Origin of the sequence: Nonomuraea sp. NPDC049504 (assembly GCF_040676845.1) — a bacterium.
In the GTDB taxonomy this organism is placed as follows: domain Bacteria; phylum Actinomycetota; class Actinomycetes; order Streptosporangiales; family Streptosporangiaceae; genus Nonomuraea; species Nonomuraea salmonea.
Genome location: NZ_JBFAPT010000017.1, coordinates 220,289 through 241,803 on the forward strand (window position 1 = coordinate 220,289; position 21,515 = coordinate 241,803).

Sequence of the window (21,515 nt, forward strand, 5' to 3'; positions counted from 1 at the left end):
CCCCCGAAACCACCGATCCGGCCAGCGCGATCTGTAGGAACCCCACAAAAGTGAACGCCCGGAAACCCCCGCGGCGTACGCGCGGCTGTAGCTGCTAGATCCGGCCGCGGTCGATCACGCGGGCCAGCGCCTCCACCGCATGGGCATCGTACGCGCTCCCCGCCGACAGGCGGATGCGCTCCAGCGCCGCCCCGCTCCTGTCGCGGTCGGTCGAGGGCCCCACCAGGTCGTCGTAGGCGTTGGCGACCTTGATGATGCGGCTCGACAGCGGCGGGTCGTCGGCGATCGCGTCGCACTGCCTGCTGACCACCTCGGCCACCCGGTCGAGCACGCCGGTCTGCCTGATCACCTCGGCGCCCAGCTCGGCGATGCGGCGGGCCTGCTCCGGCTCGGTCAGCACGGTCGCTCCCCCCGGGATGGGGTCGCGCAGCGAGAGCTGGCCGATGTCGTGCATGAGCGCGGCGTACTCCAGCTCCAGCAGCTCCGGCTCGGCCATGCCCAGCTCCCTGCCGACGGCGACGGCCAGACGGCTGACCCGGCGCGAGTGGCCCGGCTCGACGTAGCCGCCGACCTCGGTGACCCTGGACAGGGCGCGTACGGTCTGCAGGTAGGTGGCGCGGATGCCGGCGTACTTGCGGAAGGCCACCTGCGTGACCAGCAGCGGCGCGGCGAACACCAGCAGCGCCACGAGGTCCATGCTGTGCGTGGCGAGCGCGAGCAGCACGCCCGACGAGCCCACGGCGGCGCCCAGCGGGAAGGCCATGTTGAGCTCGTCGCGCACGGCCACCCTGAACGCGGTGCGCACCTGCTCGGCCCGGAGCAGCGCGGCGATCAGCACGTCGATGAGCAGCGTGATCGTGATGAGCGTCACCATCACGGCCAGCGCCGGCCACCAGGTGCTGGTGGGCGGCTTGGTGAGGTGGTAGAGCGGGTCGGCGAGCGGCCGGAAGGCGAAGGCCAGCAGCGCGCTGGTGAGCAGCCGGCGCGCCATCGCGTCGAGGCGCGGCGGCCGGCCCACGGCGAGGTGCGGCAGCGCCCCTGCCAGCATGCCGACCGCGATCACCGCGACGACCTGCAGCGCCGAGTGGCGCAGCTGGTTCTGGCTGAGGTCGAGCAGCAGCGTGTAGCCCAGCGCGGCGGCGGCCCCGATGGGCGCCACCTCCCTGTTGCCCGGCATGGTCAGCCTGGCCAGCTCGCCGACCGCGATCAGCGCGCCGAACCCGACCGCGATCTCCGGCTTGTCCAGCCCTTGGGCCGCGGTGTACGCCACTCCGGTCAGCGCGACCAGCCCGGCCGCGCAGATGAGCAGCAGCTGCCCCGAGTCGAGCCTGCGCAGGACCTTGTGCAGCGAGCGGTCCCGCGGCCTGACGCGTTCGGTGGTGATCATGGCCCGGTCACGACCTGGATGGGCATGGTCGGGTCGTCGTGGTCCTTGATCTGCGTCTCGGCGACCTCGGGAGGCGGCGGGTCGACCCGGCGCGGCGGCTGCCACGGCTCACGCTCGAGCGCGCGGATGAACGCCGCCACCATGACGGGGTCGAAGTGCGTGCCGGCGCTCCTGCGCAGCTCGTCGAGCGCCACCGGCACCGGCCGCGCCCCCCGGTAGGAGCGGTCGGACGTCATCGAGTCGAACGCGTCGGCCACCGCGATGACCTTGGCGAACTCGGGGATCTCATCGCCCGCCAGGCCCATCGGGTAGCCGGTGCCGTCGTGGCGCTCGTGGTGGTGCATGATCCCGGCGTACGCCTCGTCGAGGAAGCCGATGCCGCGCACGATCTCCAGCCCCCGCATCGGGTGGAGCTGGATCGCCGCGAACTCCTCCTCGGTCAGCGGCCCGTCCTTCTGCAGCACCTTGGTGGGCACGCCGAGCTTGCCGACGTCGTGCAGCATGCCGGCGTAGCGGATGGCCCGCACCCGCTCGTGGCCCATGCCGATCTCCTGCGCGATCATGGACGAGGCGTGCGAGACGCGCGTGCAGTGGCCGCGGGTGTAGTAGTCCTTCGTCTCGACCGCCTGGCAGAGCGCGGCGATCGTGGCGTCGTACGAGCGCTGCTGCGCGTGATACTGCCCGAACGCCCACCGCGCCACGAACAGCGGCACCAGCACCAGCACCGCCGAGATCGACGCCACCGTGGCCCACAGCCCGGCCACGAGCAGCCCGAACGTGCCGTAGCCCAGGTAGGACAGCAGGAACTGGGCCATGCCGCGGCGCGGCATCTCGGTGGCCCGCACGTGCGTGGCCAGCCCGATCATGGTGAGCGTGAGCGCGATGTTGAGCGGCACGAAGACGGCGGTCGCGGCGACGTACGGGCCGATGAGGTCGTCGAAGGCGTTGACGTCGGGCACGCCGACCCGGCCGTCGAGCGCCTCGTAGACCCGCCCCGCGGTGTAGCCGCAGATGGCGAACTGCGCGCCGTTGAACAGCCGCTTGACCAGCGGCAGGCCGGGCCGGACGCTGACCATCGCGGTCAGCCCGACCAGCGCCGCCCCCTCCGGCCCGATCAGCACCACGGCCGCCAGCGAGGCGGAGAAGCTGACGGACACGGCGGTCTGCTCCATGTTGAGCAGCGTCGGCATCGACTCGCAGACCAGGAACAGCAGGGCGAGCACCAGGAGGATGTCAAGGTCCTCCGTGGCCACGGGCGCGCCGGACACGATCACGCCGCGAACGATGAGAGCGGCCGCCGCACCGATCACGGCGACCAGATAGACCCTTGCGGGCCACGGCAGATCACGCATGGCGGCCCCCCATAGTTATCAGGTCCAGGACACCCCAGGTGGCACCACGCCGCCGCTCATGAGCACGACCACAGGGGCGATCAGCACGAGGGCGGTGAGCAGCCGGGCGACCGTAACCTTCGACATCCACATGCCTCCACGTCGACTTGTGGGATTCACGCTACAGAAGACGGGGTGGCCGCATGGGGAGAGTCGGAAATCGCAAGCAAAGCGTAATCAAGTCACTACTTGCCGCGACGCGTGGCGGCCCACTCGACGGTCTTCTTCACCCCGGTCGCCAGGTCGACCCTGGGCTGCCAGCCGAGCCCCTCGTGGGCCGGCACCGGGTCGACCGCCATCGCGGGCAGGTCGCCGGGGCGCGGCGGCGCGAAGCCTGGCTTGTCCTGGGCGCCCGCGGCGTCGGCGATGAGCGAGTGCAGGCGGCGGTCGGTGGTCTGGATGCCGGTGCCGAGGTTGAAGCGGCGGCCGTTGCCCTCGGGCCCGCACGCCCGCACGAAGCCGTCGACCACGTCTTCGACGTAGACGTAGTCGCGGGTCTGGGTGCCGTCGCCGAAGACGACCGTGGGCCGGCCGGTGAGCAGCGCGTCGGTGAAGATGGAGACCACGCCCGCCTCGCCCTCGGGCGCCTGGCGGGGGCCATAGACGTTGGACAGCACCAGCGTGGTGTATTCGAGGCCGTAAAGAGCCTTGAACGTGGCGAGGTAGATCTCGCCGCTCAGCTTCGAGGCCGCGTACGGCGAGCGCGGATCGGTGGCCGCGTCACCCGGCACCGGGATCGTGGCAGGACGCCCGTAGACGGCCACCGACGAGGCGAACACCACCTTGCGCGTGCGCCCCTCGTGGGCCGCGGCCAGCACCGCGGCCGTGCCCTCGACGTTGAGCCTGGCGTCGTGCGCCGGGTCGGCCACGCTCTTGCGCACGCTGATCTGCGCGGCCAGGTGGCAGACCACCTCCGGCTGCAGCTCGGTCATCAGCTCCACGAGCGCGCGGTCGCGGATGTCCATCTCGTGCAGCCGGAACCGGTCACTGGTCACGGCTCCGGCCAGGTTGTCGCGACTGCCGGACGACAGGTCGTCGACCACATCGACCTCATGGCCGTCGGCCAGCAGGCGATCGACGAGATTCGATCCGATGAACCCGGCACCCCCGGTGACCAACACGCGCATGAAGTGAATCTTAGTCGGCCAGCTCCGACCTCACTTGCGCGATGCGATCGAGCACCTTGGAGCGCAGGTCGGCCGGGACCGGGTCGCAGCCGCAGTGCTTGTGGACCAGCGCCTTGATTGCCTTGTCCAGGTCGTATTCCTTGAGGCACGGGCTGCACTCGTCAAGGTGCACCTTGATGTCGGCGACGTCCCCCTCCGTCAGCTCGCCGTCGAGGTAGGCGTAGACCTTGTCGAGCACTTCACGACAGTCGGTGTCGTGCGGCTTGCCACAGCTCATTTCGATCCCTCCGACGGGACCAGGCCACGCTCGCGGGCGTAGTCCTCAAGGAGGCCCCGCAGCTGCCTGCGTCCTCTGTGCAGCCTCGACATCACGGTGCCGATGGGAGTGCCCATGATGTCGGCGATCTCCTTGTAGGGGAAGCCTTCGACGTCGGCCAGGTAGACCGCGATCCTGAACTCCTCCGGCAGAGCCGCCAGCGCCTGCTTGATGTCACCGTCGGGCAGGTGCTCCAGCGCCTCGACCTCGGCGGACTTCAGGCCACTTGAGGTGTGGGACTCGGCCCGCGCCAGCTGCCAGTCCTCGATCTCCTCGGTGCCGGACTGCCTCGGCTCCCGCTGCTTCTTGCGATAGCTGTTGATGAAGGTGTTGGTGAGGATCCGGTAGAGCCACGCCTTCAGGTTCGTGCCCTGCTGGAACTGGTGGAACGACGCGAACGCCTTGGCGAAGGTCTCCTGCAGCAGGTCCTCCGCGTCCGCGGGATTTCGGGTCATCCGGAGCGCGGCGGAGTAGAGCTGCTCGAGATACGGCATGACGTCGCGCTCGAATCGCTCGCTTCGCTGCTCCAGCGTCTCCGCGCCTGTCGCGGGCACCGGACCCACCCCCCTAAGATCACCGGTGGCCGGCTGTGGCGGTACACCGTACTCAGGGGAGGATACCCGCTGGCTCGCGACCACCCGGTCAGCGGGCTGGGGGTGTGCCAATGTGAGCATGCTCGTCGCAACACGCCCGCGCCCTTGTCTGTTCCCGCAAGATAGAAGGTACGAAGGACCCGGTGCGGGGAACGTCATACGTACCGGCTGGTAGCCCTTTTTCCGGAACCCAGGAGTCGCGTGTGCTGCCCATTCCGGCCGAGGAACTGAACGGCTCAGGGACGCTCGGGCCGTACTGGACCTTCTACCGCGCCGTCGCCGCCGAACAACTCAACCGATGGCTCCCCGCCCAGCCCTCCGTCATCCTCGACCTGTCGGGCGGGCGCGGGCGATGGTCAGGCCAGGCCGCCAGAGCCGGACACCGGGTGATCGAGGTGCTCGACTTCCGCCGTACCGTCGACGGGCAGTCGCGGCTGCGCGACGCCGACCGCGTACGCCACGTGCGCGCCGACGATCTGGCCTTCCTGCCCGACGAGAGCGTCGACGCCGTGCTCGCGGAAGAGCGCGTGATGTCGATCGAGCTCATGGCCGAGTCCGCCATGAACGACGTCGCCCGGGTGCTCAAGCCCGGCGGGCGCGCCCTGGTGTGCGTCGACTCCCTGGTGCTCGGCATGGCGATCCTGGCCGAGCAGGGGCAGTGGCAGCACCTGCGGCAGACCGGCGAGGTCATGCTCGTGCCGTGGCCCGACGGCAGCATCACCCGCTGCTTCAGCAGCACGCAGCTGCGCGAGCTGCTCCAGGGCGCCGGCCTGGAGATCGAGTGGATGCGGCCCCGTACGGTGCTGTCGCCTTCCACGGTCGACCACGTGCTCGGCTCCGACGCGCGGGCGCTCAACTACCTCGTGCGCACCGAGCTCGAAGCCCACCCCGACGACGACGACACCGTCGGCATCCACCTGGTGGCCAGCGCCCGTAAGAAGTGAGCCCACCTCGCCGTTCTTCGTGTCCGGCGAGTGCGCCCTCCGCACCGGTCAGCGGCGGCGTTCGCGCTTGCCCTGGCAGGGCACGCAGCGCGCGGCCTCGGGGCGGGCCTCCAGCCTCCCCTCAGGCACCGGCTTGGCGCAGTCGACGCACCGGCCGTACGCGCCCTCGTCGATGCGCCTGATCGCCTCGACGATCGCCTGCCGCTGGCTGTTGGCCACGGTCAGCATGGCCTGGGCCCGGTCCGCGTCGGTCAGGTCGGAGCCAGCGTCGGCGGCCGAGCGGTCGCGCACTCCGACGGGCTCGCCGCGCAGGACCCCGATCGAGCGATCGAGGTCGGCGAGCATTTCTTCCAGCCGCTCACGAGCGGTCGTGACGTCCACGAATCCGCACCTCCGGGTAAGAAGGGGGCAAACCCGCGGCCAGGACTCCCCGGATGTCCCGCCCGGTGGATCAAGGGGCAATGTTGGCGGTGACACCGAGTGAACGGTTGCATCGCTTTCCTCACCGGATGCCCACTTGCCGAGCTTTTTACACCTTTAGAAAAGCGCGGTTTCCTCCTCCTCCGGGAGAGGTTTGATGAGGTCGGGGCCGTTGTTCCGGACGTTGTTGACGTCCGTGGAGACCGCGTACGCGGTGAGCCGTCCCGGCTCGGCGGGCACCAGCAGCCGCCCCGCCTGCGTGGTGTCGGTGAGCTTGGGGTCGAGCCACTCCGCCCAGTGGTCCCTGTCGATCATCATGGGCATCCTGTCGTGGATGCGGCCGAGCTGGTCCTCGGCGTCCGTGGTGATGACGGTGCAGGTCACCAGCCACTTGAGCGGGTCGTCGTCATCTCTGGACGGGTCCTTCCAGAACTCGTACAGGCCCGCCATGGCCAGCACCCCGCCGTCGGCCGGATGGATGAAGTACGGCTGCTTCTTCTTCTTTTCTCCCTCGACCGGCATCCACTCGAAGTAGCCGTCCGCCGGCAGCAGGCACCTGCGCTTGGCGAACGCCTGCCGGTAGGACGGCTTCTCGGCCAGCGTCTCGGCCCTGGCGTTGATCAGCCGGGAGCCGATCGACGGGTCCTTGGCCCAGGCCGGCACCAGGCCCCACTTGACGATCCTGAGCTGCCGTACCGCCCGCGCGGCCTCCTTGGGCACCCGGCTCAGCACGGCGTAGACGTTCTTGGTGGGCGCGACGTTGTAGTCGGCGCCGAGCTCCTTGTCGGGGTCGCCGTCCTGCTCGACCTGGAACTCCTCGAGGAGCTCGTGCTTCTTGCGCGCCGAGGCGTATCTACCGCACATGCCCCCACACTGCCATCTCTTCGGTACGTCCATCCACAGGGAGCGACCGCATGGCAGCCGTCATCCACGGGGAGCGACCGTACGGCAGCCGTCATCCACAGGCTGTGACCCCCGCCGCCGACGGCCAGTACTCTTTGACCATGCCCGCCACCACGCCCGCCGCCACGCCCGCTCCGCACTGGCCCGCACCGACGGCGACGGCTCCCGTCGCCGCCACCGTCCCGCTGCCCGGCTCCAAGTCGGTGACCAACCGCGCGCTCCTGCTGGCCGCGCTCGCCGACGGTCCAGGAGCTGTCCGGCAGGCCCTGCGCAGCCGCGACGCCGACCTCATGGTGGCGGCCCTGCGCGCGCTGGGCACCACGCTGGAGGCCGTGAGCGAGACCTCGGCGGGGGTCGACTGGGCGGTGACGCCGGGCCCGATCCGCGGCGGCGCGCGCATCGACGCCGGCCTGGCCGGCACGGTGATGCGGTTCGTGCCGCCGATGGCGGCGCTGGCCGACGGGCCCGTCTCGTTCGACGGCGACCCCCATGCGCGCAAGCGCCCGATGGGGCCCATCCTCGACGCGCTGCGCTCGCTCGGGGCCCGCATCGACAACGACGCGCTGCCGTTCACCATCAGCGGGCCGCCGGCGGGCGGCGAGGTGACGCTCGACGCGTCCGGTTCATCGCAGTTCGTCTCGGGGCTGCTGCTGACCGCCGCGCGCTACGAGAAGGGTGTCACGATCCGTCACGTCGGCCCGCCGGTGCCGTCGCAGCCGCACATCGAGATGACGGTCGAGATGCTCAGGGCGGCGGGCGTCACGGTCGATGACCACGAGCGCGACGTGTGGCGGGTCGAGCCCGGGCCCATCGCCGCTAGAGACGTGACGGTCGAGCCCGACCTGTCCAACGCGGCCCCGTTCCTGGCGGCGGCCCTGGTCACGGGCGGCAGGGTGACGATCCCTTGCTGGCCTGAGCGCACCACGCAGCCGGGCGACGCGCTGCGCGGCCTGCTCACCGCCATGGGCGCCACGGTCACCCGCTCGGGCGCCGACCTCGTGGTCACCGGCACCGGCCAGGTCACCGGCCTCGACGCCGACCTCCACGAAGTGGGCGAGCTGACCCCCACGATCGCCGCCCTGGCTGCGCTGGCCGGCTCTCCGAGCCGCATCAGGGGCGTGAGCCACCTGCGCGGCCACGAGACCGACCGCCTCGCCGCGCTGGCCACCGAGATCAACCGCCTGGGCGGCGACGCCGAGGAGACCGATGACGGCCTGCTCATCCGGCCCCGGCAGCTCCACGGCGGCGTCTTCCACAGCTACGACGACCACCGCATGGCCACGGCCGGCGCGGTGATCGGCCTCGCGGTGCCGGGCGTCGAGGTGGAGAACATCGCGACCACCGCCAAGACCCTGCCGGAGTTCGTCCAGATGTGGACGGCGCTGCTGGAATCGCGATGAGCTGGGCAGACCTTCGCCTCGGCGGTATGACGGGTTTCACCGGTGAAGCGCCGGGCACGTCGGAAAAGGGTGACACGTGATAACGCGCCGCCCCCCGCTCGACCATGCGCACGACCATGAGATCCAACAGCACGACACCACCCGCCCGATCACGGGCGACGAATCACGACCGGAGCACGGTCCCGCCACCGGCTTGGCTCCCCATATGACCCTGCATATGACCCTGCCGCCCGGCGGATCCGTGCTGCGGCCGTCCGAGCGCGGACCCACGGCACACCGATGACCTCGGGAATGTCCGGCCGGCACACGGCACCCGTCAGGGCGTGGGACGTCTGCCCACTGTCAGCAGCAGCAACAAGGAGCGAGCGTATGGGAGCGGACCGCTGAGGAAGCGGGAGTACGACGAGGACGACGTCAGGGTCCGGCCGGGCAAGGGCTCCAGGCCGCGGACCCGGATCCGTCCTGCGCACGAAGACGCCGTCGAAGGGTTCGTGGTGGCCGTCGACCGTGGCCGCTACACCACGCTGGTCGAGCCGGAGCGCCCCAAGGGCTCGGCGCAGAAGCGCAAGCCGCCGCAGCGCCGGCTCGTGGTCGCCATGAAGGCCCGCGAGCTGGGCCGCAAGGGCATCGTCGTGGGCGACAGGGTCGCGCTGGTGGGCGACGTGTCCGGCAGACCCGACACGCTGGCCCGCGTGGTCCGGGTCGAGCCCCGCACGTCGATGCTGCGCCGCTCGGCCGACGACGTCGAGGACACCGACGGCATCGAGCGCCCGGTGGTGGCCAACGCCGACCAGCTCGTCATCGTGACCGCCCTGGCCGACCCGCCGCCCAGGCCGCGCATGATCGACCGCATCCTGGTGGCGGCGTTCGACGCCGAGATCGACACCCTGCTCTGCCTCACCAAGTCCGACCTCGCCCCGCCCGACGAGCTGGTGGCCCTCTACGAGCCGCTGGGCGTGCCGCACGTCGTCGTGCACAAGGGCGGCTCGCTCGACGCGTTGCGCGACCACCTGGCCGGGCGCATCAGCGTCCTGGTCGGGCACTCGGGGGTGGGCAAGTCCACCCTGGTCAACGCTCTGGTGCCCGACGCCAACCGGGCCGTCTCCCAGGTCAACGCCGTCACCGGCCGCGGCCGCCACACCTCCACCTCGGCCGTCGCCCTTGAGCTGCCCGAGGGCGGCTGGATCATCGACACGCCCGGCGTACGCAGCTTCGGCCTGGCCCACGTGTCCGTGAAGACGGTGCTCGCGGCCTTCCCCGACCTGGTCGAGGGCACGGTCGACTGCCCGAAGGGCTGCACCCACCTGGGCGAAGGCTGCGCCCTCGACGCCTGGGTGGCGGCCGGCAACGCCGACCCCGCCCGCCTGGAGTCGTTGCGCCGCCTCCTGTGGAGCCGCGAAGGCACCGCCGACGACCCCCGCCCCGCGGAAGAACCCGCCGACACCCCCTGACCGTGATGATGGAGGGGAGCGCTTCCCCGCCAGGGTCTGCCCCGCCCCCTGACCACGACCACCGCCGTGCACCCCGGACACGTCCGCAAGGACGCAGCGACACTCCCTGACGGCGCCAGCGCGAGCGCGCCCGCCGGTCCCCGCCTTCCCCCAACGGCGCCCGCTGGTCCGCGGGCCGTCACACGCGGCTGGGGCGGAGGGTCCAGGTCACGGTGAAGGTGGAGACGACGGTGCCGTCCGGGTTCGTCAGGTCCACCGTCACGTCGAACTCCGGCCGTTCCCCCGCGTCCAGCCGCGCCAGGACGTCCGCGCGGGAGACCGTCAGCCGGGCCTCGGCCCTGATCTCGCCCAGAGCGACCTTGCGAAAGGCGATGGTCGCCGTGGTGGGCAGCGGCACCGCGCGTACGAGCTGGTCACCGAAGACGGACAGTACGGCGGCCCCCGACGCCGACTCGGCGAGCGTGAAGAGCACCCCCGCGTGCGGCCCGCCGACGTGATTGGCCAGGTCGGCCCGCTCAGGGACGCGGCAGACCGCCCGCCCGTCCCCCACCGACTCGAAGACGATGCCCAGCGTCCGGGCGAACGGGACCGACCCCAGCAGAAGCTCACCGACATCTTGCGACATGCGAGACATGCTACTGGTCAGTAACTGGAAGCAGAGTTACCAGAAAAGGGGCGTTGGTAACTGATGTCCGTATGGCCGACGCGGTAGCGTGGGCGACCGTGCAGGGTTATAACGATGATCTTCGCCTCGCGCATGTCATGGCGGACGCCGCCGATGACCTGACCATGCGGCGGTTCAAGGCGGTCGACCTCAAGGTCGAGACCAAGCCCGATCTGACGCCGGTCAGCGACGCCGACCGCGCGGTGGAGGAGGCCATCAGGGGCACGCTGCGCCGTGCCAGGCCGCGTGACGCGGTGGTCGGCGAGGAGTTCGGGAAGACCGGCTGGGGCGCCCGCTCGTGGATCATCGACCCCATCGACGGCACCAAGAACTACGTACGCGGCGTGCCCGTCTGGGCGACCCTGATCGCGCTCATGGAGTACGGCAGGGTCGTCGTCGGCCTGGTGTCGGCCCCCGCGCTGGGCCGCCGCTGGTGGGCCGCGACCGAGGGCGGGGCGTGGACGGGCAGGAGCCTGACCAAGGCGTCCCGCATGCGGGTGTCCTCGATCTCCTCCCTGGAGGACGCGTCGTTCTCGTACTCGAGCTTCGGCGGCTGGGAGAAGACCGGCAAGCTGGACAACTTCCTCGACCTGAGCCGCGCCTGCTGGCGGACCCGCGCGTACGGTGACTTCTGGTCGCACATGATGGTCGCGGAGGGCTCGGTCGATGTGTCGGCCGAGCCGGAGCTGTCGCCGTGGGACATGGCGGCGCTCACCGTGATCGTCGAGGAGGCCGGCGGCGTCTGGACCGACGTCGCCGGCGTCAAGGGCCTCGAGGGCGGCAGCCTCGTCTGCACGAACGGTCACCTGCACGCCGAGGTCATCGACCGCCTCAACGGCACCACGGTCAGGACCTGACGCCCGCCCTGTCCTGGATGGTCTGGGTCGCGGCGGTCAGCGCGCCTTCGTCGGCGATCGTGACGTTCCCCTCGTACGTCACCCCGCTCGGCGGATCGTCGTGCCCCACCGGGTCGGCGTCCCAGAAGTTGCCCCGGTAGGTGACGTTCTCCAGCGGCGGCCCGACGTGCAGCACGGCCGTGTTGTCTGCCCGCATGACGACGTTCTCCTCGACGAGCACCCAGCTGGCGCCGTAGTCGGTGTAGAGCCCGAAGTTGTACGGCGTCACGGTGTCCTTGATGACGTTGCCCCGGATGACGGCGCCGGTGTCCGCCGAGTCGCCCTGCGGCCCCGACAGGTAGACGCCACCCCCGTCGGCCAGCACCTGCAGGGTGCGGGCGGTCAGGTTGTGCAGGATCCTGGTGCCCTCGCCGGGGCCTGCCACGATGCCGCAGTGGGGCACGTCGGTGACCTCGTTGTGCGCGACGACGCAGCCCCGGGTGCCGGAGATGGCGATGCCGGGCGACCCGCTGAGCTCCAGCCCGGTCCCGCGCACCCGGTTGTCCTCGATCGCGGCGCCCCGGGTGCCGGTCACGGTGACGCCGCCGCCGGCCAGCGTGTCGAAGGCGCACCGCCGTACGGTGACACCGCCGCCCCCGCTGACGCCGAGCCCGGTGGCCCCGAGCCGGGTGAACCGGCACCCCGTGACCTCGACGCCGTCGGCGTCCTCGATCTGCACGCACGCCGGAACCGTGACGGAACTCAAGGGATACGTCACGTACGACCCCTCGCCCAGTTCGGCCCGCTCGACCGGCCCGCCCTCGTAGAACCCGCTGCCGTGATAGTGCACGAACCCCTCGGGCCGCTCCGGCCGCAGCCACGTGGCCTCGGCGAACACCAGCCCGCGCAGGGCCACCTCGCGCGCACCCGCCAGCCGTACCAGCGTCTCCAGCACCGGCGCGACCACCCGCGCGGACGCCGGCTCCTCCCCCGGCAGCGGCAGGTACATCAGCACGTGCGCGCCCGGCCGCGACCGGTCGAGCACGAAGGTGCCCGGCTCGCGCAGGAAGCTCGGGTCGTTCTCGACGGACGTGGGCAGGCCGGGGCCGACGGAGGCGTTGCCCTCATAGACGGACCGGTATAGCGCGTACGCCCACGCGTACCCGGGCCGCGCCATGGTGATCACGGTGGAGCCGCCCGCACGCGCGATGCCGGCCACCTGGAGCCTGGCCTCGGTCCACGGGTAGACGCCGCGGTGCACGAACTCGACGTTCTGCCAGCTCAGCGGCTCAGGGCTGTCGGTGACGTAGCCGGTCTCGGTCGCCGTGACCGTGCCGGGCAGGCCGGGGACGGCGGCGCGCGGGGCCCGCCGGCCGTTCACGTAGAGCTGCCGGGTGTCGAGGTCGCCGACCTCGGCCAGCCAGACCCCGTCGCCGCGCACCCGCCAGCCGGTGATCTCCCGCCCGCCGCTGACGACGGGCTCCTCCTGCTCCAGGGTGCCGTAACCGGCCGCCTGATAGACCGTCCCCGAGTCGTCGGCCCCCAGCTCGAACGGGCGGGTCAGCACGTGGACGCCGCCCCGCAGGTGCACGACCGCCTTCCCACCCGCCGCGCGAGCCGCCGCGCGGGCGCGTTCGAGCGTGGCGAACGGCCGGTCCTGCGAGCCGGGCCAGGAGTCGTCGCCGGCGGGCGAGACGTGGATCTGTTCCATGAGTCACCTCTGCTGTCGTTTATGCCGTACACGAATTTGTACACCATAAACTAGACCCATGGACGACGGTGTCGAATTGTTGTGGCGCGACAGGGACGACGAGAGCGCGCCGCGCGCCGGGCTCAACCTCGACCGGATCGTGCGGGCGGGCATCGAGCTGGCCGACGCCGAGGGGCTCGACGGCCTGTCGATGCGCAAGGTCGCCGACCGGCTCGGCTTCACCACGATGTCCCTCTACCGCCACGTGCCAGGCCGCGACCAGCTCGTCGCCCTGATGCGCGACACCGCCATCGGCGAGCACCTGGCCGACGAAGAGGAACCGGCCGGCGCGGGCTGGCGCCCGAGGCTCGAGGCCATGATCAGGCAGGGCTGGCGCTGCCGCCGCCGGCACCCGTGGCTCGCCGAGGTCAGAGGCACCCGCAACGTCCCGGGACCGAACGCGGTGGCGCTCTTCGACCGCATGCTGAGCACCCTCACCGGCACCCCGCTCCACCCCCGCGAGGTGATCGCCGCCGTCAACCTGGTCGGCCGCTTCATGGACGCCGAGGCGCTGACCCTCGTCGAGACCCTGCGCGAGGAGCGCAGCAGCGGCGTGTCCGAGGAGGAGTGGTGGGGCGCCAGAGACTCCCTGTACGAACGCCTCCCCGCCTACCCCACGATCACCCGCCTCTGGGAGACGGGCGGCTGGGACGCCCCCGAGGACTCCTTCGAGTTCGGCCTGCGCCGCATCCTCGACGGCATCGAAGCCCTCATCCAAGAACGAGACGAAAAGCGTGACGAAACATGTGCGGAGTGCGGCAACAAGCTGGACCCCGCCCCGTCGGGCCGCCCCCGCGTCTACTGCTCCCGCGCCTGCCAGCAACGCGCGTACCGCCGCAGAAGAACCCCTTAGAGCGAGAGCACCCGCCGCACCGCCGCCATCAAGCTGTCCCGATAGCCGCCCCCGTACAACACCACATGGACGAGCAGCGGATGCAGCTGATGCACCGGCACCCGCTCCCGCCATCCCTCGGCGAGCGGCCACTCCTCCCGGTAAGCCCCCAGCACCCGATCGAGCCGCGGCAGCCCGAACAGATCGAGCATCGCGAGATCCGTCTCCCGATGCCCGCCGTGCGCCGCCGGATCGATCAGCACCCCCTGCCCGCACGACCACAACACGTTCCCGCTCCACAGATCCCCATGGATCCGGGCGGGCGGCCCGGCCGGCCCCGCCACCTCCGGCAGCCGCGCCACGGCCCGCTCGACCAGCGCGACGTCCGAGGCGGGCAACCGTGCCTCCCGCAGGAACGGCAGCACCCGCCGCTCCCCGTAGAACGTCGCCCAGTCAGGGGCGTCCGCGTTGTCCATCGGCAACTCGGCGATGAACCCGGGCCACGGAGCCCCGAACCGCTCGGCCCCCGCCCGATGCATCCGCGCCAGCATGCGCCCGAACCGCTCGGCCGCCGCCCGATCGGGCCGCTCCTCGCGGGCCCAGGCCAGCACGAGCCGATCAGGCTCGGCCTCGATCACCTCGGGCACCGCGGCCACCTCGCCCAGCCAGCGCAGCCCGGCGGCCTCCGACACCAGCACCTCGGAGGCGGGCCCGCTCTTGACGAACACCGCCCGCCCGTCGTCCAGCACGCCCCGCCGCAGCCGCCGCCCGTGCGACGTGCCGAGCTCCTCAGCGAATCTCATCGGCGATGTGCTTGGCGACGCCCTCAGCGGCCGACTCGACCAGCTCCAGCACCTCCTCGAACCCCTCACGCCCCCCGTAGTACGGATCAGGCACCTCCGCCCCCTCAGGCGCGGCGGGATCGAACGACCGGAACAACCGCACCTCCACCCCAGCAGGCGCCAGCCGCCGCAGATTGGACAGGTTGTCCCGATCCATGGCGAGCACCAGGTCGTACCGGTCGAACCAGTCCTTGGTGAACTGCCTGGCCCGGTGCGCCGACCCGTCGTAGCCGCGCAGGGTGAGGATCTCCAGCGCCCGCTCGTCCATCGGATCGCCCACGTGCCACCCGCCGGTGCCGGCGGAGTCGACCACGACCTGCGCGCCGAGGCCGCGGTCCGCGAGCACCTCGCGCAGCACCACCTCCGCCATCGGAGACCGGCAGATGTTCCCCATGCACACCACGACCACGCGATACGTCATGCCTCCATTCTCACCATTGATCCGTGGTGAGCCGTTCACCAAGAGGCACCTGACGGTGAATCGGTGCAGCTCACCGACCCGCAGCGTTCACCGTCCGTTCATCCGCTCTCGGGAGGCGAGTCACCTTCGCTGCATAGCTTCATGGCGACTAAGGATCAAGTGGGAGGAACCCAACCGTGAAGTATGCAGGCCGGCTCGCCGCCGTCGCCGTCGTCGGCGCGCTCTCGCTCGCTGCGTGCGGCACAGACAACAACAACCCCTCGGGCAGCGGCACGACCTCCGCGACCGCCGCCGCGCCCGCCGCGGGCAACGACAACGGTCTGAGTGGCTCGATCAACGCCGCAGGCTCCTCTGCCCAGGCCAATGCGATCACCGAGTGGACGAAGAACTTCACGGCCACGAACCCTGGTGTGACCCTGAACTACCAGCCCAGCGGCTCCGGCGCGGGCGTGCAGGCGTTCATCCAGGGCACGGTCGCCTTCGCCGGCTCCGACTCTGCGCTGAAGGACGACGAGCCCGCCCAGGCCGACGCGCGCTGCAAGACCGGCAAGGCCATCAACATCCCGATGGTCACCGGCCCGGTCGCCGTTGTCTACAACCTCCCCGGCGTGGACGGCCTGCAGCTGTCGCCGAAGACGCTGGTCGGGATCTTCAACAGCAAGATCACGAAGTGGGACGACCCGGCCATCAAGGCCGAGAACCCGGACGCCCAGCTCCCGTCCACGCCCATCCAGGCCGTCCACCGCTCGGACGAGTCGGGCACCAGCGACAACTTCACCAAGTTCCTCAAGGCCACCGGCGACTGGCCGTACGAGCCGGGCAAGGCCTGGCCCGCCGAGGCCAAGGGTCAGGGCGCCAAGGGCTCCGACCAGATCGCCGCCAGCGTGAAGGACTCCGAGGGCGCGATCAGCTACGTCGAGCTCTCCTACGCCGAGAACTCCTCGCTGCAGAAGGCCAAGGTCGCCAACGGTGCCGGCGAGTACGTCGAGCTCACCCCGGAGAGCGCGGCCAAGACCGTCGAGACCGCCGAGGTCAAGGGCACCGGCAACGACCTCGCCCTGTCCATCGACTACGCCACCAAGACCCCGGGCGCCTACCCGATCGTCCTGGTGACGTACGAGATCACCTGCGAGAAGGGCCTGCCGGCCGACCAGCAGAAGATCGTCAAGAGCTTCCTCACCTACACCGCCAGCGACGAGGGTCAGGCGGCGCTGAAGGAGCTGGGCTACGCCCCGCTCTCGGGCGAGCTGCTCACCAAGGTCAGGACCGCCGTCGAGGCCATCTCCTAGGCAGCTGATGACGACCGACGTACGTACCCGTGAGGGCGGACCGGACACCAGCCGGTCCGCCTCGCGGCGCAGCCTCGGTGAAGGCCCCTTCCGCTTCGCCTCCACCGCCGCCGGCGTCGTCCTGCTGGGGATCATGGCGGCCATCGCCGTGTTCCTCATCGGCGAGGCCATCCCGGCGCTCCAGGCGAACAAGGCGTCCTTCCTCACGGAGCTGACCTGGGACCCCAACGGCCAGCAGGTGTTCGGCATCGCCGCGCTGGCCTTCGGCACCGTGCTCAGCTCCGCGCTCGCCCTGGTCATCGCCACCCCGATCGCCGTCGGCGTGGCGCTGTTCATCTCGCACTACGCCCCCCGCAGGCTCGCCGCACCCCTCGGCTACCTCATCGACCTGCTCGCCGCGGTCCCCAGCGTCGTCTACGGCCTCTGGGGCCTGGCGTTCCTGGTGCCGCTCATGCGGACGCCGTCGCAGTGGCTGAACGAGCACCTCGGCTGGTTCCCGCTGTTCGCCGGCGAAGGCGTGATCGGCGGCAAGACCATGCTCGCCGGCGGCATCGTGCTGGCCATCATGATCCTGCCGATCATCGCGGCCATCTCGCGCGAGGTGTTCCTCCAGGCGCCCAAGATGAACGAGGAGGCGGCGCTCGCGCTCGGCGCGACCCGCTGGGAGATGATCAGGATGGCCGTCCTGCCGTTCGGCCGCCCCGGCGTCATCAGCGCCGCCATGCTCGGCCTCGGCCGCGCCATGGGCGAGACCATCGCGGTCGCGCTCATCTTCCCCGCCACCTTCGACATCACCTTCGAGATCCTCACCCCGCACGCCAACAGCATCGCCGCCAACATCGCCAACGGCTTCGGCGAGGCCACCGAGATCGGCAGAGGCGCGCTGATCGCGTCCGGCCTGGTGCTGTTCCTCATCACGTTGCTGGTCAACATGGGCGCGCGCGTGGTCATCAACCGCCGCAAGGAGTACGCGAGGGCCGGCGCATGACCTCGATCCAACACATCTCCACCGGCCGCCGCATCAAGGACCGGGTCGTCCAGGGCCTGGTCTACCTGGCGTTCGCGCTCGCCGTCGTGCCGCTCGTCTCCGTGCTGTGGCTGGTCATCTCCAACGGCCTGGCCCGGTTCGACCTGGAGTTCCTCACCCACTCCATGAACGGCATCGGCGCCAGGGACGCCGGCGGCGGCGCGTACCACGCCATCGTCGGCACCCTCGAACAGGTCCTGCTCGCCTCCGTCATCTCGGTCCCGATCGGCTTGTTCACCGCCATCTACCTCGTCGAGTACGGCCAGGGCGGCCGCCTCAGCCGGGCCATCAGCTTCTTCGTGGACGTCATGACCGGCATCCCCTCGGTCGTCGCCGGCCTGTTCGTCCTCGCGTTCTGGATCCTGTTCCTCGGCTTCCCCTACTCCGGCTGGGCGGGCGCGCTCGCCCTGTCCATCCTGATGATGCCGACGGTCGTCAGGTCCGCCGAGGAGATGCTGCGCCTGGTGCCCGGCGACCTGCGCGAGGCCGCGTACGCGCTGGGCGTCCCCAAGTGGCGCACCATCGTCAAGGTCGTGCTGCCGACCGCGTTCACCGGCATCGTCACCGGCGTCATGCTGGCCGTGGCCCGCGTCGCCGGCGAGACCGCGCCGCTGCTGATGACGGTGTTCTTCACCAACTCCATCAACAACGACCCGTTCAACGGGCCGCAGATGGGCCTTCCCCTCTTCGTCTTCGACCAGGCGGCCCGTCCCAACGACACCGCCATCGACCGGGCGTGGACCGGAGCCCTCACGCTGATCCTGATCGTCATGCTGCTCAACCTGGTGGCGCGTCTCATCGCCTGGTGGCGTGCGCCCGCCAAGGGCCGATAGGGGGTAACCACCACAATGTCCAAGCAGATCCAGGTATCGGGCCTCGACGCGTACTACGGGTCGCACAAGGCGATCGAGGACGTGTCGATGACCATCGAGCCGCGGTCGATCACCGCGTTCATCGGCCCTTCCGGCTGCGGCAAGTCGACGTTCCTGCGCACGCTCAACCGCATGCACGAGGTCATCCCCGGCGCGCGCGTGGAGGGCAAGGTACTGCTCGACGGCGACGACCTCTACGCCCCCACCGTCGAGCCCGTCTCCGTCCGCCGCATGATCGGCATGGTCTTCCAGCGCCCGAACCCGTTCCCCACGATGTCGATCTACGAGAACGTGGCCGCCGGGCTCCGCCTCAACCGCCGCGTCAGCAAATCCGAGACCGACGCCATCGTGGAGGAGTCGCTCAAGGGCGCCAACCTCTGGAACGAGGTCAAGGACCGCCTCAACAAGCCCGGCGCCGGCCTGTCCGGCGGCCAGCAGCAGCGGCTCTGCATCGCCCGCGCGATCGCCGTCCAGCCCGAGGTCCTGCTCATGGACGAGCCCTGCTCGGCGCTCGACCCGATCTCCACGCTGGCCATCGAGGACCTCATGGCCAAGCTGAAGGACCAGTACACGATCGTCATCGTCACCCACAACATGCAGCAGGCCGCCCGGGTCAGCGACCGCACCGCCTTCTTCAACCTCGCCGAACAGGGCAAGCCCGGCAAGGTCATCGAGATGGACGAGACGTCCCGCATGTTCACCAACCCCTCAGAGAAGGCCACCGAGGACTACATCACGGGGCGCTTCGGCTGATGACCCCCCAGCAGGCGGCGCCCACGATGAACGGGGACACGAGGGCCAAGCCCGTACTGCTCATCGCCGACCCCGACGGCTCCGTGGTGGACGACGTCGCCACCGCCCTCGAACGCGAGGGCGTGGCCGTCACCGGGGCGCCCGACGGCGCCCAAGGGCTGCTGCAGGCCGGAGCCCTGCAGCCGGACGTGGTGCTCGTCGCGGCCACACTGCCGGTCATCGACCCGGTCGAGTTCGTCCGCGCCGTACGCCGCGCGCGCACCGTACCCGTCCTGCTCGGCGTCGGAGAGGGGCATGCCGAGCAGGCCGTACGCGCGCTCGCGGCCGGCGCCGCCGCCTGCGTGGCCCGGCCCTACCGGGTGCCGGAACTGCTGCCGTTCATCCAGGCCAGCTCCCCCGAGTCGCGCAAGGTGCTCACCGTCGGCGGCGTCGAGCTGGACGTCCACGCCTACCAGGTACGCGTCGCCGGCCGCGCCGTCCACCTGCCGCTACGCGAGTTCGAGCTGCTGCAGTACCTCATGCGCAACGCCGACCGCACGGTCACCCGCGAGCAGATCATGCGCCACGTCTGGCACGCCGCCGCCAACACCTCGACGAACACCATCGCGGTCCACGTCAAACGTTTGCGAGCGCGCCTGGGCGACGAGGACGACCAGCTCATCCAAACGGTCCGCGGCGTCGGCTACCGCCTCGTCACCCCAACCACCTCGAAAACCCTCACCTGACAGCGAAAACTCGGCACCCCGGGCACCTCCGAAAACCCCGCACAGCGCCGAACCTCGATACCCATCACCCCGGGAAGGCCCGCGGACCCCGCACAGCGCACCCGGCCGCGCAGCCCGTCAGGCTCAGGCAGTCCCGTCACTCCGGGCAGTTCCGAAAAGCCCGCATGACGCGCTCGGCGACGCCTTCGACGGTCGCTATGCCGTACTCCACCTGAGGGCTGCCCTCACTCAGCACCGCGAGCGCGAAGTCCCGCCCGTCGCTCCTGATCAGCCCGACGCTGGCCGTCGCCCAGCGCTTGTTGGACACACGCTTGAGCCAGCCGTTCTTCAGCACCACCCCCTCCCCACGGCACGCGGCCGCACTGACCCCCCAGTTCTGCCCGTCCACAACGGCGCCCATAAGGCTCAGCACCCGCGCGCGATCCTTCTCCTTAAGCGGCCCCTTCTTGGAGACCAGCGCCCTCATGAGCCGCACCTGATCGTCGACGGACGTCGGGGTGATCCCCCAGCAGTACAGATCCACGCACGTCCCCGCCACCCCCCGCGTGTCCCGCAGCCCAAACTTCCTGCCCACCGCATCGAACCCCGACACCCCGCCGATCCGCTCCCACAACCGATCGGCCGCATGGTTGTCGCTGTACCGAATCATCCGCTCAGCATCCCGCCGCACCCCGGCCGGCAACGCCTTCCACCTGGTCCTGAGCAACACCCCGAGAAGTATCTGCACCTTGGCCACACTGGCGGTGATCATCCGCTCACCCGCGTGATACCGATAACTGCGCCCGGCCCCCATCTCCTCGACCATCACCGCAACCCGCCCGACCCGCCCCGCGAGATACCGATCAAGCCGCTCCGAAATAACCCTGGCCGGCACCTCCGGCCTCTCAACAACCCGCCGCCGCCCCACCACCAGTTGCCGGGCCGCCGCCTTCTTCCCTAACCCCACCCAAGCACCCCCAACCCGCAACACCGCCTCGCCTTCCACCCCCACGCTCACCCGGTCATCAACCTGACCCACCCCAACACCAACTTGAGTCGCCCGAGCACCCATCTGACCTGGCACAGCCCTCACTGAACTCGGCCCCTTACTGCCCCGAACCGGCCCCACACCCACCGGCGCCACTGGACCCGTACTCACCGGCTCCCGCTCCCCACCAGCATTGGCCGCCCTCACCTCACCAGCCACCGCTAAGGGCACAACCAACCCCACCACCCCAAAAAGCAGCCCCACCACCTTCACCCAAACCCCGGCCATTCGAGCATTATCACGACATCACCAACCAACCCGCCACCCCAACCGTCTCCAGCACGGTCGGCCCCAAGCCCAGCACCACCGAAGAAGTCCCGGCCCTCGAAGAGAATGAGCGGCCATCCGAAAGACCCCAGCCCCCAAAAGACCCCGGGGCATGCGGAAGAAAAAAGGGGGGCCGGACATGCGGAAAGGGCCCCAACACCAGAACCTGGTGTCGGAGCCCTTTCCTTGAAAGTTTGTGCGGCGGTGACCTACTCTCCCACACCCTCCCGAGTGCAGTACCATCGGCGCTGGGAAGCTTAACTTCCGGGTTCGGAATG

The 21,515-nt window shown here is 70.4% G+C and carries 22 protein-coding genes and 1 rRNA gene; 10 read left to right on the forward strand and 13 right to left on the reverse strand.

Annotated features, from left to right (window positions below):
• Positions 1-94 precede the first annotated feature (94 nt).
• From AB0K28_RS30380 to AB0K28_RS30400, 5 genes are all read right to left on the reverse strand, one after another.
• Positions 95-1,387, reverse strand: a complete 1,293-nt coding sequence (locus AB0K28_RS30380) for an HD domain-containing phosphohydrolase (protein ID WP_345389610.1) — start codon at positions 1,385-1,387, stop codon at positions 95-97.
• Positions 1,384-2,739, reverse strand: a complete 1,356-nt coding sequence (locus AB0K28_RS30385) for an HD-GYP domain-containing protein (protein WP_355414767.1) — start codon at positions 2,737-2,739, stop codon at positions 1,384-1,386. The genes AB0K28_RS30380 and AB0K28_RS30385 overlap by 4 nt, the downstream gene beginning before the upstream one ends.
• A 224-nt stretch (positions 2,740-2,963) precedes the next feature.
• Complete coding sequence (locus AB0K28_RS30390; RefSeq protein WP_345389619.1) at positions 2,964-3,905, reverse strand: NAD-dependent epimerase/dehydratase family protein; 942 nt, start codon at positions 3,903-3,905, stop codon at positions 2,964-2,966.
• A gap of 10 nt (positions 3,906-3,915) precedes the next feature.
• On the reverse strand, positions 3,916-4,182 hold the full coding sequence (gene rsrA / locus AB0K28_RS30395; protein WP_345389622.1) for a mycothiol system anti-sigma-R factor: 267 nt from the start codon (positions 4,180-4,182) through the stop codon (positions 3,916-3,918).
• Entirely contained in the window at positions 4,179-4,784 is a 606-nt protein-coding gene (locus AB0K28_RS30400) for a sigma-70 family RNA polymerase sigma factor (protein ID WP_345389625.1), read from the reverse strand. The genes rsrA and AB0K28_RS30400 overlap by 4 nt, the downstream gene beginning before the upstream one ends.
• A gap of 233 nt (positions 4,785-5,017) precedes the next feature.
• Here AB0K28_RS30400 and AB0K28_RS30405 point away from each other — a divergent pair, with 233 nt between their 5' ends.
• Positions 5,018-5,758 (forward strand): methyltransferase domain-containing protein, encoded by a 741-nt coding sequence (locus AB0K28_RS30405; RefSeq protein WP_345389628.1) that lies wholly within the window; start codon positions 5,018-5,020, stop codon positions 5,756-5,758.
• Positions 5,759-5,806: 48 nt separating this feature from the next.
• On the opposite strand, the gene AB0K28_RS30410 is transcribed toward AB0K28_RS30405, so the two are convergent.
• Together AB0K28_RS30410 and AB0K28_RS30415 are read right to left on the reverse strand one after the other, a co-directional pair.
• Entirely contained in the window at positions 5,807-6,139 is a 333-nt protein-coding gene (locus tag AB0K28_RS30410) for a TraR/DksA C4-type zinc finger protein (RefSeq protein WP_345389631.1), read from the reverse strand.
• A 156-nt stretch (positions 6,140-6,295) separates the two neighbouring features.
• Positions 6,296-7,042 carry an SOS response-associated peptidase gene (locus AB0K28_RS30415; RefSeq protein WP_345389634.1) on the reverse strand — a complete coding sequence of 249 codons (747 nt, stop codon included), beginning with the start codon at positions 7,040-7,042 and terminating at the stop codon, positions 6,296-6,298.
• A 140-nt stretch (positions 7,043-7,182) separates the two neighbouring features.
• Here AB0K28_RS30415 and aroA point away from each other — a divergent pair, with 140 nt between their 5' ends.
• Together aroA and rsgA are read left to right on the forward strand one after the other, a co-directional pair.
• Positions 7,183-8,481 carry a 3-phosphoshikimate 1-carboxyvinyltransferase gene (gene aroA / locus AB0K28_RS30420; RefSeq protein ID WP_364376840.1) on the forward strand — a complete coding sequence of 433 codons (1,299 nt, stop codon included), beginning with the start codon at positions 7,183-7,185 and terminating at the stop codon, positions 8,479-8,481.
• Positions 8,482-8,864: 383 nt separating this feature from the next.
• Positions 8,865-9,932, forward strand: coding sequence for a ribosome small subunit-dependent GTPase A (gene rsgA, locus AB0K28_RS30425; protein WP_364376843.1), 1,068 nt, complete (start codon positions 8,865-8,867; stop codon positions 9,930-9,932).
• Positions 9,933-10,110: 178 nt separating this feature from the next.
• Here rsgA and AB0K28_RS30430 read toward each other — a convergent pair whose 3' ends face one another.
• The gene (locus AB0K28_RS30430; protein WP_364376810.1) at positions 10,111-10,566 is read right to left on the reverse strand and encodes a DUF4442 domain-containing protein; all 456 of its coding nucleotides are present in this window, start codon (positions 10,564-10,566) and stop codon (positions 10,111-10,113) included.
• Positions 10,567-10,655: 89 nt separating this feature from the next.
• Between AB0K28_RS30430 and hisN the strand changes: the two genes are divergently transcribed.
• The gene (gene hisN, locus AB0K28_RS30435) at positions 10,656-11,453 is read left to right on the forward strand and encodes a histidinol-phosphatase (RefSeq protein WP_364376846.1); all 798 of its coding nucleotides are present in this window, start codon (positions 10,656-10,658) and stop codon (positions 11,451-11,453) included.
• Here hisN and AB0K28_RS30440 read toward each other — a convergent pair.
• Positions 11,443-13,143, reverse strand: coding sequence for a right-handed parallel beta-helix repeat-containing protein (locus AB0K28_RS30440; RefSeq protein WP_364376813.1), 1,701 nt, complete (start codon positions 13,141-13,143; stop codon positions 11,443-11,445). The genes hisN and AB0K28_RS30440 overlap by 11 nt on opposite strands.
• Before the next feature lie 58 nt (positions 13,144-13,201).
• Between AB0K28_RS30440 and AB0K28_RS30445 the strand changes: the two genes are divergently transcribed.
• Positions 13,202-14,035 carry a TetR/AcrR family transcriptional regulator gene (locus AB0K28_RS30445; protein ID WP_364376816.1) on the forward strand — a complete coding sequence of 278 codons (834 nt, stop codon included), beginning with the start codon at positions 13,202-13,204 and terminating at the stop codon, positions 14,033-14,035.
• Here the strand turns inward: AB0K28_RS30445 and AB0K28_RS30450 are convergent.
• Entirely contained in the window at positions 14,032-14,817 is a 786-nt protein-coding gene (locus AB0K28_RS30450) for a fructosamine kinase family protein (protein ID WP_364376819.1), read from the reverse strand. The genes AB0K28_RS30445 and AB0K28_RS30450 overlap by 4 nt on opposite strands.
• Positions 14,804-15,277, reverse strand: coding sequence for a low molecular weight protein-tyrosine-phosphatase (locus AB0K28_RS30455; RefSeq protein ID WP_345389652.1), 474 nt, complete (start codon positions 15,275-15,277; stop codon positions 14,804-14,806). The genes AB0K28_RS30450 and AB0K28_RS30455 overlap by 14 nt, the downstream gene beginning before the upstream one ends.
• A 176-nt stretch (positions 15,278-15,453) precedes the next feature.
• Here AB0K28_RS30455 and pstS point away from each other — a divergent pair, with 176 nt between their 5' ends.
• The 5 genes from pstS to AB0K28_RS30480 are packed head-to-tail and all read left to right on the forward strand — an operon-like array spanning position 15,454 to position 19,943.
• Positions 15,454-16,566: a phosphate ABC transporter substrate-binding protein PstS gene (gene pstS / locus AB0K28_RS30460; RefSeq protein WP_345389655.1), complete on the forward strand. Its 1,113-nt coding sequence runs from the start codon at positions 15,454-15,456 to the stop codon at positions 16,564-16,566.
• A gap of 7 nt (positions 16,567-16,573) precedes the next feature.
• Positions 16,574-17,554 (forward strand): phosphate ABC transporter permease subunit PstC, encoded by a 981-nt coding sequence (pstC, locus tag AB0K28_RS30465; RefSeq protein ID WP_345389658.1) that lies wholly within the window; start codon positions 16,574-16,576, stop codon positions 17,552-17,554.
• Entirely contained in the window at positions 17,551-18,426 is an 876-nt protein-coding gene (pstA, locus tag AB0K28_RS30470) for a phosphate ABC transporter permease PstA (protein WP_345389661.1), read from the forward strand. Before pstC ends, pstA begins: the two co-directional genes overlap by 4 nt.
• 15 nt (positions 18,427-18,441) lie before the next feature.
• Positions 18,442-19,218, forward strand: a complete 777-nt coding sequence (gene pstB / locus AB0K28_RS30475; RefSeq protein ID WP_364376825.1) for a phosphate ABC transporter ATP-binding protein PstB — start codon at positions 18,442-18,444, stop codon at positions 19,216-19,218.
• Positions 19,218-19,943, forward strand: coding sequence for a response regulator transcription factor (locus AB0K28_RS30480; protein WP_364376828.1), 726 nt, complete (start codon positions 19,218-19,220; stop codon positions 19,941-19,943). Before pstB ends, AB0K28_RS30480 begins: the two co-directional genes overlap by 1 nt.
• 136 nt (positions 19,944-20,079) lie before the next feature.
• Here the strand turns inward: AB0K28_RS30480 and AB0K28_RS30485 are convergent, their stop codons facing one another.
• Both AB0K28_RS30485 and rrf read right to left on the reverse strand, forming a co-directional pair.
• Positions 20,080-20,940, reverse strand: coding sequence for a serine hydrolase (locus AB0K28_RS30485; protein ID WP_364376831.1), 861 nt, complete (start codon positions 20,938-20,940; stop codon positions 20,080-20,082).
• Positions 20,941-21,433: 493 nt separating this feature from the next.
• Positions 21,434-21,515 (reverse strand): 5S ribosomal RNA (gene rrf / locus AB0K28_RS30490); the annotation flags it as partial.